The 11,487-nt window shown below is 69.4% G+C and carries 10 protein-coding genes; 7 read left to right on the top strand and 3 right to left on the bottom strand.

Annotated features, from left to right (window positions below; all coding sequences use genetic code 11):
* Positions 1–61 precede the first annotated feature (61 nt).
* A complete protein-coding gene (locus CSW63_RS02210; protein ID WP_197425307.1) occupies positions 62–1,078 on the bottom strand; it encodes a threonine/serine dehydratase in 1,017 nt (338 codons plus the stop codon).
* A 96-nt stretch (positions 1,079–1,174) separates the two neighbouring features.
* Here CSW63_RS02210 and CSW63_RS02205 point away from each other — a divergent pair, with 96 nt between their 5' ends.
* From CSW63_RS02205 to CSW63_RS02195, 3 genes are read left to right on the top strand one after another with little or no spacing between them, the layout of a single operon-like run.
* The gene (locus CSW63_RS02205) at positions 1,175–1,822 is read left to right on the top strand and encodes a transcriptional regulator (protein WP_062099436.1); all 648 of its coding nucleotides are present in this window, start codon (positions 1,175–1,177) and stop codon (positions 1,820–1,822) included.
* On the top strand, positions 1,819–2,754 hold the full coding sequence (locus CSW63_RS02200) for an ornithine cyclodeaminase (protein WP_099502904.1): 936 nt from the start codon (positions 1,819–1,821) through the stop codon (positions 2,752–2,754). Before CSW63_RS02205 ends, CSW63_RS02200 begins: the two co-directional genes overlap by 4 nt.
* A 26-nt stretch (positions 2,755–2,780) precedes the next feature.
* Entirely contained in the window at positions 2,781–4,148 is a 1,368-nt protein-coding gene (locus CSW63_RS02195) for an alpha/beta fold hydrolase (protein ID WP_062099438.1), read from the top strand.
* A gap of 40 nt (positions 4,149–4,188) precedes the next feature.
* Here the strand turns inward: CSW63_RS02195 and CSW63_RS02190 are convergent, their stop codons facing one another.
* Positions 4,189–4,620, bottom strand: a complete 432-nt coding sequence (locus CSW63_RS02190) for an Lrp/AsnC family transcriptional regulator (RefSeq protein WP_062099439.1) — start codon at positions 4,618–4,620, stop codon at positions 4,189–4,191.
* 120 nt (positions 4,621–4,740) lie between these two features.
* Here CSW63_RS02190 and CSW63_RS02185 point away from each other — a divergent pair, with 120 nt between their 5' ends.
* From CSW63_RS02185 to CSW63_RS02170, 4 genes are read left to right on the top strand one after another with little or no spacing between them, the layout of a single operon-like run.
* On the top strand, positions 4,741–5,841 hold the full coding sequence (locus CSW63_RS02185; RefSeq protein WP_062099440.1) for a saccharopine dehydrogenase family protein: 1,101 nt from the start codon (positions 4,741–4,743) through the stop codon (positions 5,839–5,841).
* A complete protein-coding gene (locus CSW63_RS02180) occupies positions 5,777–7,279 on the top strand; it encodes an FAD-binding oxidoreductase (RefSeq protein WP_099502906.1) in 1,503 nt (500 codons plus the stop codon). Before CSW63_RS02185 ends, CSW63_RS02180 begins: the two co-directional genes overlap by 65 nt.
* Positions 7,276–8,799 (top strand): aldehyde dehydrogenase family protein, encoded by a 1,524-nt coding sequence (locus CSW63_RS02175; RefSeq protein ID WP_062099441.1) that lies wholly within the window; start codon positions 7,276–7,278, stop codon positions 8,797–8,799. Before CSW63_RS02180 ends, CSW63_RS02175 begins: the two co-directional genes overlap by 4 nt.
* An 11-nt stretch (positions 8,800–8,810) precedes the next feature.
* Entirely contained in the window at positions 8,811–9,827 is a 1,017-nt protein-coding gene (locus tag CSW63_RS02170; RefSeq protein ID WP_062099442.1) for a 2-oxoadipate dioxygenase/decarboxylase family protein, read from the top strand.
* On the opposite strand, the gene CSW63_RS02165 is transcribed toward CSW63_RS02170, so the two are convergent.
* On the bottom strand, positions 9,824–11,356 hold the full coding sequence (locus CSW63_RS02165) for an amidohydrolase family protein (RefSeq protein ID WP_062099443.1): 1,533 nt from the start codon (positions 11,354–11,356) through the stop codon (positions 9,824–9,826). The genes CSW63_RS02170 and CSW63_RS02165 overlap by 4 nt on opposite strands.
* Positions 11,357–11,487 lie beyond the last annotated feature (131 nt).

Genomic DNA, 11,487 nt, shown 5'->3' with positions numbered 1-11,487 from the left:
CAGAACGACGGAAGGCCCGGTGGAAACACCGGGCCTTTTTCGTCTCTTCAGCCTTTTCGCCTCATAAGTCTGGGTGGCTCATCGCGCCGAGAAAACGCTCCAGAGTGATGTTCCGGCCGCAGAGCACGACCGCGACGCTGCCGCCGGCGAACCGGTCCGCGCAGGCCTCCAGTCCCGCCAGGGCCAGGCCCGCCGCCCCCTCCACCATCCAATGCTCGTGTTCGGCCAGTCGGCGCATGGCGGCGGCGATCCTGGCTTCCTCCACCTCCACGCACAGGGGCGCTAAGTCGGACGCCAGATCTATGGTCACCGCGCCGGGCTCAACGCCGCCTGCGGTGGCGTCAGACAGGGTGGGCGACTCCTCGACGCTGACCGCCCGACCGTGCTCGATCGCTCGCAACAGGCTGGGCGCGTTGACCGGCCAGGCGCCGACCAGCTGAGTCTCCGGCCGCATGGCCTTCAAGGCCGCCCCGACCCCCGCGAGAAGACCGCCGCCGCCCACGGACACGACCACCGCGTCGAGACGTTCGCCTTGATGGGCCAACTCCACCCCTAGCGAGCCCTGGCCCGCGATCACCTCGAGATCGTTGTAGGGCGAAACATAGGGTCGGCCCTCGTGCGTGGCCGCCGCTCGGGCCGCCTGCTCGGCGACCAGCGGTTCGCCCGCGTGCAGGACGACCTCGGCGCCTTGATCGACCATGGCGTCCAGCTTGGCGCGAGAGGCGAGCCTGGGCGCATGCACCGTCACCGGAATCCGCATCTCCCGGCCCGCCGTCGCCACGGCCAGGCCGTGATTGCCGGTCGACGCCGCGATCACGCCCCGCGCTCGACTCTCGGGGGGCAGGCGTGACAGCTTGTTGAACGCGCCCCGGAACTTGAACGAGCCCGTCGGCAGCAGGTGCTCGCACTTGAGGAAAACCTCGCAGCCATAGACGCGCGACAGGGCGCGGCTGTGCACGAGAGGACTCGGCGGCGTTCGGGCGCGCAGCCGACGTTCAGCCTCGCGCGCGTCGTCCGCCATCCTCGCCAGCCGAGATGGATCGCCGGTCTTGGCCAACGGCGGGCGGGCGTTTGTCACGGTCGATCCCATCTTCGCGCCGGCGCGCCCGTTGCGCCCCAAGCCTCGCCATGCTAGTTCTAAATTAGACAAATCGTCAAATCTCCAGCGAGCGCCATGCAAGACCTTCCCGACCATCAGGCCTGGACGCCCTCGCTGGAGCCGCATTTCGCAGTGGCGCAGGGCATCGCGGCGCTGTTCGCCCCCTTCGTCGAGGTGGTCGTGCACGACCTGGCCAGCGAGTCGGTGGCCCACATCGCCAATCCCATGTCTCGCCGCGCGCCCGGAGACCCCTCTCAACTGGACGACGTGCGGTTCGGCGCCGATCAGCACCTGATCGGGCCTTACGAGAAGACCAATTGGGACGGCCGGCGCATGAAGTCGATCTCGATCGTCCTGCGGGAAGGCGACACGGCGATCGGCCTCTTATGCATCAACATCGACGTCTCCGCCTTCGACCAGGTCCGACGCGCCCTGGACGGCTTTCTCGGATCGCCGCCGCGAGACGAGAACGTGCGCGCGCTGTTCGTCCACGACTGGCACGAACGGATCAATGGCTTCGTGACCCAATGGTGCGCCGATCGGAAGCTGCGTATCTCGGACATCGACCGCGCCAGCCGACGCGAGCTCATCGAAGGCCTGCAGGCCATGGGCGCCTTCGAGGCGCGCCGCGCGCCCGCCTATGTCGCCCGGATCCTCGGTGTCAGCCGCGCCACGATCTACAACGAGCTCAGCGCCCTCCGACAGGACTCCGCTCCAGCGTGAAGTGGTTCGGCAAGGACGCCATCCTATCGGCCATCGACCCCGATCAGGCGATCGCGGCCATCAGCTGGGCGTTCCAGGATCATTCCAGCGGCAAGGTCCAGGCGATCGCCACCGGCCATCTGCGGTTCGACCAGCCGCCCGGCGATGTCCATGTCAAAGGCGCGCACGTCGATGGCAGGCCCCTGTTCGCGGTCAAGGTCGCCAGCAGCTTTTACGACAATCCTCGCCGGAACCTGCCGTGGAGCACCGGCCTGATGGTCGTGTTCGACGGTCATACCGGCGTTCCCCTCGGCGTCCTGTCCGATGAAGGCGCGCTGACGGATCTCAGAACCGCCATCGCCGGCGCCATCGCCGCCAAGCTGATCGCGCCGAGCCATCCCCGCCGTCTCGGCGTCGTCGGCGCCGGAACCCAGGCCGCTTTGCAGGCGCGCTGGATCGCCCGCGCGCTTGGCGTCGAAGCCGTCGCGATCTGGGCCCGCGACGCGCAGAAAGCAGCCGCCCTGGCCCAAACGCTGTCGACGGAGGGCGTCGCGGCCACGGCCGTCGATGACTTGGCGGTCCTGTGCCGGGACGCCGACCTGATCGTCACCACGACGCCGGCGCGATCCCCGCTTCTGGGGCTGGAGGTCCTGAGGCCGGGGCTTCGGATCATCGCCGTCGGCGCGGACTCCGCCGGCAAACGCGAGCTCGCGCCGGAACTCGTCGGCGCGGTCGACCTCTTGCTCGTGGATTCTCGGGCGCAATGCGCCGCCTGCGGCGACAGCGCCCATGTGACGCCAGCGCCCCGGATGGTCGAGATCGGCGAGGTGTTGGGCGCGGGCGACCCGCCCAAGCTCCCGCCCGAGGCGACGGCGATCGCCGACCTGACAGGCCTGGGCGCTCAGGACGCCGCCATCGCGGAACTCGCCTGGCGCGAACTCACCAGATCATAAGGAAAAACATCGTGGGGGAGACCATCATGCACAAAACCCTTTCCGGCTGGGGAAGCCTGACCTGCGCCGTCGCGCTGGGCGCGGTCCTGGCGGTGACGCCATTGGCCTCTCGTGCGCAGGAAAAGGCCTCGGCCTTCGAGCCCTCGCCCGAACAGGCCGCCCTGCTGCAGAGGGCGCGGGCGCTCGGCGTCACCGACAGCACGTCCCACCCCGCACCCGGAGGGGGCATGGTCCTGGGCGGCAAGCTTGAGGGCCGCCAGTTCGCCGTGGCCATCCCGGCCGGTTGGAAGGGCGACGCCCTGGTCTTCGCGCACGGCTACACCCTCCCCGGAACGCCGGTGGACGTGGCCGAAGACCCGCTGTCCGCCGGCGCCGGCGGCAGCGGGATCATGCGCTTCGCCTATCAGGACGGCCTGGCCGCAGGCCTCAGCGCCTATGACAAGGCCGGCATGGGCGTGAAGACCGGCGCGACGAACACGTCGCGGCTGCGAAACTTCCTGGCGTCCCTGGGGGCGAAGAAGATCTATGTCAGCGGGTCCTCCATGGGCGGCAATATTGTCATGGCGCTGATCGAGCAGCAGCCGCGCGCCTTCGCAGGGGCCCTGGCCCAATGCGGCGTCACCGACGGCTGGGAGCGGGAGATCGGCCAGCTGACCGATCTGCGTCTGGCCTACAATCAGCTGACCGCGGGCACGCCCTACGCCCTGCCCGGCGTGCAGGACGCCACACGTTCGGCCTTGCCCATCGTCGCCGCGCCGGGGCAGGATCAGGACGCTTTCATGCGCGCGCAGGTCATGACGCTGGTAGCGCCCGTCGTCGCCCTGTTCATGGCGGCGGAAAAGGCGCCGGACGGCCCAGAAGCGCGGATCATTCGCCAGATCGCCTCGATCGGCGGCTTCGAACCGGACAAGGCCGCCTTCTTCTATCCGCTCGTGACGCTGGGGTTCGGCGCCGACGACATGCGCGCGACCTTTGGCGGCCAGATCTATGGCAATCGGGACAAGGTCTATCGCAGCAACGAAATGACCCCCGCCGAGATCGAGGCGTTCAATCGCAAGGTCCAGCGCTTCGGCGCCGATCCCGAAGCGATCACGGAGGCCCGCCGCTGGCGTCAGGCGACCGGCCGGTTCCAGACGCCGCTGGTGACCATCCACAATCGCATCGACTCGCTGGTGCCCTATGCCCAAGCCGAGGGCCTGAGCCGCATCGTTGCGGCGGCGGGCAACACCGCCAAGCTGCTGCAGATGGCGGTCCCGGCCGTCCAGTCGCCGCTGCCCCTGGGCGGCAAGGGCTATGACCATTGCGGGTTTACCGCCGATCAGATCCAGACCGGATGGCGGGCTCTGCGCCAATGGACCGAGACCGGCGAGCGACCCCGCCTCGCCGACTATTGAGACAAGCCTGATGCGCCGCGCCCCCTCGGCGGGGCGCGGCCTACCGGTCGAACTTGGTCGACAGGATGATCGAGGAAGTCGTGCGCTCGACGCCGGGCAAATGGCCGATGCTGTCGATCACCTCGTCCATCCGGGCGACCGAGGCCGTGGCGGCCACCGCGATCATGTCGAAGTCGCCGCTGACCGAATGCAGAACCCGCACCTCGGGAATGGCGCGCAGGGCCGCCTCCACCGCACGGCTCTCCTTCGGCGCGACCTTGATCATCACCTGGGCGCGCACGGCGCCGTGCGCGTGGTCCGCGGCCAGCCGGACCGCATAGCCCACGATCACTCCGTCGCGTTCCAGGCGTTCGATCCGACTCTGCACCGTCGTGCGCGATCGTCCCACCCGGCGCGCCAGGTCGGCGGTCGAGGCCCGTCCGTTCTCGCGCAGGGCGTCGAGCAGTTTCTGGTCGACCATGTCGATCGTCATTTCGTAAAGTCATTCCTTCGTTTCGCCGAAAATTTCACATCATTTCGACGGTCTCGCCACTATAATTCGTCCGCGTCGCCCGCATCATGCGTCCTCGTCTTTCAAGGGAGAGCGGGGCGCATGAAAGAGGTCGTGGTTGTCGGGGGCGGCAAGATCGGGTCGATGATCGCCGAGATGCTGGCTGGGTGCGGCGACTACGCCGTGACGGTCGCCGACGCCAGCGCCCAGACGCTGGAACGCCTGGAAACCACAGCGCCGGTGAACAAGGTCCAGGTCGACATCACCGACGAGGCCGCGCTGGATCACTTGCTGGTCGGAAAGTTCGCGGTGCTGAGCGCCGCGCCCTTCCACCTGACCGTGGCCATCGCCCGCGCGGCCAAGACCGCCGGCGCCCATTACCTTGACCTGACCGAAGACGTGGCGAGCACGCGCGCGGTCAAGGCGATGGCGCAGAACGCGGGCAGCGCCTTCGTGCCGCAATGCGGCCTGGCGCCCGGTTTCATCGGCATCGCGGCCTATGATCTGGCCCAGCGCTTCGACGAACTGCATGACGTGCGCATGGGCGTGGGCGCCTTGCCCAAGTTTCCGTCGAACGCGCTGAACTACAATCTGACCTGGTCGACCGACGGCCTGATCAACGAATACTGCGAGCCTTGCGAGGCCATCGTCGGCGGGGTGCGCCGCGAAACCCAGCCGCTGGAAGACCGGGAGGAATTCGCTCTGGACGGCGTGCTGTACGAGGCCTTCAACACCTCCGGCGGGCTGGGCACGCTGTGCGAGACCCTGGACGGCAAGGTCCGCAACCTCTCTTACCGGACGATCCGCTACCCCGGCCACGCGGCCCTGATGAAGGCGCTGCTGCACGATCTTCGCCTTCGCGAACGGCGCTCGGTCCTGAAGGACATCCTGGAGAACGCCCTGCCCGCCACCTTGCAGGACGTGGTCATTGTCTTCGTCAGCGTCAGCGGCCTGCGCGGCGGGCGGCTGATGCAGGAGACCTACGCCCAGAAGATCTACGGCGCCGAGATCGGCGGCCGGCCGCGCAGCGCGATCCAACTCACCACGGCGGCCGGCATCTGCACGGTTCTGGACCTGCTGGCCGAAGGCAAGCTGGCCGCCGCCGGCTTCGTGCGTCAGGAGGACGTGGCGCTGGCCGATGTTCTGGCCAACCGTTTCGGGCGGCTCTACGCCCCCTCGTCGGCCGTCGACCTCGCCGCCTGACGTGCTGGCCGCCCGCCACCTGACCGCGCTCGAAGCGCTGGTCGGTCCCGCCGGGCTCGTGTCGGCGGCGGCCGATCGCGCCGCCTATGAGACGCCCGCGCGCTATGCCAAGGGCCTGGCGGCGGCCGTCGTGAGACCGGCGACCACTGCAGAGGTGTCGGCCGTGCTCGGCTACTGCGCCCGCGAGGGCCTGGCCTACGTGCCGCAGGGCGCCAATACCGGGCTGGCCGAAGGGTCGACGCCGGACGCCAGCGGCGACCAGCTGGTGCTGTCTCTGGATCGCCTGACCGCGCCGTTGGAGATCGACCCGGACGACCGCACGGTGACGGTGGGAGCCGGCGTGCGCCTGTCGACCCTGAACGCGGCGCTGGAGCCCCACGGCCTGTTCCTGCCCATCGACCTGGGGGCCGATCCCAGCCTGGGCGGCATGGCCGCCACCAACACCGGCGGCGCCCGGTTCCTGCGCTATGGCGACATGCGCCGTCACGTGCTGGGGCTGGAGGTGGTGCTGCCTGACGCCCAAGGCACGGTGCTTACCTTGTCGCACGGCCTGCGCAAGGACAACGCCGCGCTCGCGCTGCGGCAGCTGTTCGTCGGCGGCTGCGGCGCGTTCGGCGTCATCACCCGGGTCACCGTCGAGGTTCATCACCGGCCCCGCCAGACCGCTGCGGCCCTACTGATCCCGCGGGATCTGGATGCGGTGCTGCCGCTGTTGTGCGCCTTCGAGGCCGAGGCGGGCGCCCTGCTGACCGCGTTCGAGGGCATGTCGCGGGCGGCGATGGAGCGGGCCATCGCCCACGTGCCGTCCCTGGCCAATCCGTTCTCGGGCGGCGTTCCCGACTATGCGGTGCTGGTGGAGCTGACCCGGTCCTGGTCGCCCCGCGACGGCGAGGCCAGCCTGGACGATACGTTGCAGCAGATCGCCGGCCAGTTGCTGGACCGCGACGACGCTCCGCTGGCCGACGCCCTGTTTGGCCCGACGGCCAGGATGTGGGCGCTGCGCCATGCGCTGTCGGAAGGTCTGCGGGCCAGCGGGCCGGTGCTGGGTTTCGACCTTAGCTTCCGCCGTCGCGACCTGGCGCGCTTCCGGACCGAGGCCCTGGCGATGCTGGCCGCCGATTTCCCCGACTACGTCCTTTGCGACTTCGGCCACATCGCCGACGGCGGAATCCACTTCAACCTCGTGGGTCCCGCCGACCCCGAGCACCGTGTGGCCCTGCGAGAGGCGGTCCTTGGTCTCGCCATCGAGGGGTTCTCCGCCAGCTTCAGCGGCGAGCATGGCCTTGGACGCGCCGTTCAGGACGCTTATGACCGCTTCACGCCGCGCGTCGCGCGGGACTATGCCGCCTCCGTCGCCGCCGTGTTCGGGCGTGGGTCGGCCAGTGTCCGACTGACGCCCGATCCTTCTCGCCTTTCGCCTAGCCAGGACTGCCGATGACCACCTTGCCTTCCGCCATCGCCGACGCCCGCGCCCTGCTGACGCGTCTGGGCGTCGACCCCGCCGCCCTGGACGGCGGCGCCCTGGCCGCTCGCTCGCCGGTCACCGGCGAGGTGCTGGCGCGTCTGCGCGAGCATAGCGCCGGCGAGGCCGCGCAGGTCATCGAGACGGCCCATCAGGCCTTCCTGGCTTGGCGAAAGGTCCCCGCCCCGCGCCGGGGCGAGCTGGTCCGCCTGCTGGGCGAAGAACTGCGCGCGGCCAAGGACAACCTGGCCGCCCTCGTCACCCTGGAAGCCGGCAAGGTCACGTCCGAGGGCCTGGGCGAGGTGCAGGAGATGATCGACATCTGCGACTACGCCACGGGCCTGTCGCGCCAGCTGTTCGGCCTGACCCTGGCCACCGAGCGTCCGTCGCACCGAATGATGGAGACCTGGCACCCGCTGGGCGTCGTCGGCGTGATCAGCGCCTTCAATTTCCCGGTCGCGGTGTGGTCGTGGAACGCGGCCCTGGCCTTCGTCTGTGGCGACGCCGTGGTCTGGAAACCTTCGGAAAAGACCCCGCTGACGGCCCTGGCCGTCCAGGCCCTGTTCGAGAAGGCCCGCGCCAAGTTCGGTCCGGACGCCCCCGACGGGCTGTCTTCTCTGCTGATCGGCGGCCGCGCCGTGGGCGAGGCCCTGGTCGATCACCCCAAGGTTCCGCTGGTCTCAGCCACGGGCTCCACCGCCATGGGGCGGCAGGTCGGTCCGCGTCTGGCCGCCCGCTTCGCCCGCGCCCTGCTGGAGCTGGGCGGCAACAACGCCGCCATCGTCGCGCCGTCGGCGGACCTGGACCTGACGCTTCGCGGCGTGGCGTTTGCGGCCATGGGCACGGCCGGTCAGCGCTGCACCACCCTGCGTCGACTGTTCGTGCATGACAGCGTGTATGACGCCTTCGTTCCCCGCTTGAAGGCCGCCTATGCCAGCGTGCCCGTCGGCGACCCGCGCGCTGGCGGCGTGTTGGTCGGGCCTTTGGTCGACAAGGCTGCGTTCGACGCCATGCAAGACGCGCTCGAACAGGCTCGCGCGGCCGGCGGCGCAATCACCGGCGGCGCCCGCGTCGACATTGCCGGACCGGACGCCTTCTACGCCGCGCCGGCTCTGGTCGAGATCGATCACCAGGCCGAGATCGTCCGGCACGAGACGTTCGCGCCGATCCTCTATGTCATGCGCTACAGCGAACTGGACGAAGCCATCGCCGCCCAGAACGACGTGGCCCAGGGCCTGTCGTCGTCGATCTTCACGCTGAACGTCCGCGAGGCCGAGCGGTTCGTGTCGAGCGAAGGCAGCGACTGCGGCATCGCGAACGTCAATATCGGTCCCTCGGGCGCCGAGATCGGCGGCGCGTTCGGCGGCGAGAAGGAAACGGGGGGCGGCCGCGAGGCCGGCTCCGACAGCTGGAAGGCCTACATGCGCCGCGCCACCAACACCATCAACTATGGGACCACCCTGCCGCTGGCGCAGGGCGTCACCTTCGACGTCTGAGGCCCGCCGACATGTCGCACCTTTCCACCCTCGTCGCCTCGGTCCTGGGCCAGACGGCGGCCGCCACCATCCTGGACGTCCTGGAGATCGCGCCCGTCCTGGCTTCGGAGACCGACGGACCGGTCTCGCGTGGGGTGTTCGCCATGGCCCTGAACGCGACGTTGTTTCATGACGTGATGAACCGCGTGCCGCTGGGCGCGGCCTATGTGACCGAGCGACGGGCCGCAGGCCATCGCGTCCTGTTCGACCACGGCGCTCTGCGCACCATCGACTTCGGCGACGGCCCGACGGGCGCCCTGCCCGGCGGACACCTGGCCTTCGCCCGTCTCCTGACGCCCCTCGGCTACGCCGTGGCGGACGTCTATCCGCTGGATCGGCTGAAGATGACCGGCCGGGCCTACGCTCACCTCGACCTGCCCGAAGCGATCCCGCAGTTCTTCGTCAGCGAGCTGCATGTCCAACGCTTCTCGCCGGCCTTCCAGGTCATCGCCCACGCCGTGTTCGACGCATCGACCGATCCGCTCGGCCCGGCGGCCAGGGCGGCCCTGGAGGCTTTCTCGGCCACGGGCGCGTGCGATCTGGATCAGGCGCGCGCCGCTCTTCCCGAAGTGATCGCCGCCTTCGCCCGCACCCACGGTCCGCTGCGGCTGGAGCACTACGAGGCGCTGAAGGCGGAATCGGCCGAGGCCGCCTGGATCGCCACCGAGGGCCAGGCCTTCAATCACGCCACCGATCGCGTCCCCGACGTCCAGGCGGTGTCGGACGCCCAGAAGGCCCTGGGCCGGCCGATCAAGGACGCCGTCGAAATTTCCGGTTCGGGCCGCGTGCGCCAGACCGCCTTCAAGGCTCAGCCGGTCAAGCGCGTCTTCGTCACCGACGCGGGCGAGGAAAGCCGAATCGTGCCGGGCTCTTTCCACGAGTTCATCAGCCGCGATCGGTTCGTCGACGAACACGGCGTCGAGCGGCTGGACCTGCGCTTCGACAGCGGCAACGCCCAGGGCATCTTCAAGATGACGGAAGCGGCCTAACCGTCCGACCGCCATCCGGCGCGCCGAACGACCTGGCCAGGCCGCGCGGTGGTCGAGGCGCCGTTGTCGAAGACGACGGCGCCGTTGACCCAGACCGTGCTGACCCCCGTCGCCAGGGCGTTGGGGTGGTCGACGTCCGACCGGTCGGCGATCTTCGCGGGATCGAACAGTACGAGATCGGCGTGAAAGCCCGGCGCGATGGTTCCGCGTTCGGCGATGCCGAGCTGGGCGGCCGTCTGGGCGGACATCTTGTGGACCGCCTGCTCCAGGGTCAGCAGACGCTGCTCCCGCACATAGAGCCGCAGAACCTTGGCGAAGGCGCCGAACCCGCGCGGATGCAGGCCGTGGGTCATGCCGTCCGAGCAGATCACGGAATGCTTCCAGGCGACGAACGCTGCGATGTCGGCCTCGGACATGGCGGAGCCGATCACGGCGTCCGCGCGCTCGAGGTCCAGATGCGCGGCCATATAGGCCTCCGACTGGCGAGTCAGGGTCAGATAGGTTTCGACCGGATCGGCCCCGCGCTCGGCCGCGATCTGGGCGATGGTCTTGCCCACCAGGGAAGGATCCGGCGCGAAAACCGCGATGCGCAGGCCATCCGGCGTGGTCAGCTTGGTCAGGGCGAACCGCGCGGCGGCTCGGTCTTCGAAGTTCCGCTCCGGCAACAGGACCGACAGATTGCTCTGCCAATAGCTGTAGGGATAGACGTCGGCGGTGATGTTGACGCCCTGAGCGCGCGCGGCGTCCAGCTTGGCGAGGATCTTGGGCGCTTCGCCCCAGCGGTCGACGATGCCGATCTTCAGGTGGGAGATCTGAACCGGCGCCTTGGTTTCGCGACCGATCGCGATGATCTCGTCGATCGCCGCATCCAGCTTCACGTCCTCGCTGCGCAGGTGGCTGATATAGCGCCCGCCGCCAGCGGCCGCCGTTCTGGCCAGGGCCACCACCTCCTCTGGCGGACCGTAGATTCCGGGATCGTATTCCAGGCCGGTGGACAGCCCCAGCGAACCGGCGCGCATGTCCTGGGTCAGGTCGGCGTTCATGGCCGCCATCTCGGCCGACGTCGCCGCGCGCTTGTAGTCCTGGCCCATGGCCCTGGCGCGAAGGCTGCCGTGGCCGGTGTAGGAGGCGACATTGACGGACAGGGGCGCGGTCGCCAGCTGGTCGAAATAGGCCTTCAGCGGCAGGGCGGAAAAACCGTCCTGTCCCACCACGATGGTGGTCACGCCCTGGGCGGTCAGCATCGCCATGTCCGGCGTCGCCTCGGCCTGCCGGTCATGGTGGCTGTGCGCGTCGATGAAGCCCGGCGCCAGGATCAACCCCTTGGCGTCGACGACCGCCTCGCCCGGCTTGGGCTTGAGCTTGCCGACCGCGACGATGCGGTCCTTGTCGATCCGGACGCTGACGGCGCGCGCCGGCGCGCCCGACCCGTCCACCACCTTGGCGCGGACGATCAGCGTCGAGGCCAGGGCGCTCGACCCGAGCAGGCAAACGAGGCCCAGGGTCAAACCGAAAAGGGACAGTCTCATGCGCCCACCCGTTGTTGCACCCGTCGGACTCTAGCGCGCGTTCGCGAGGGTTTCCGCCGTTTCGAGGGCTCCGGACGCGAGGAGCCTTCCCGTAAGCTGGCGCGGGCGCTTACCTTTGCCGCCCCGGTCGC

It is taken from the genome of Caulobacter sp. FWC26 (genome assembly GCF_002742645.2).
GTDB lineage: Bacteria > Pseudomonadota > Alphaproteobacteria > Caulobacterales > Caulobacteraceae > Caulobacter.
Note: the sequence above shows the minus strand (reverse complement) of the source record. Positions and strands in the feature narration are given on the sequence as shown.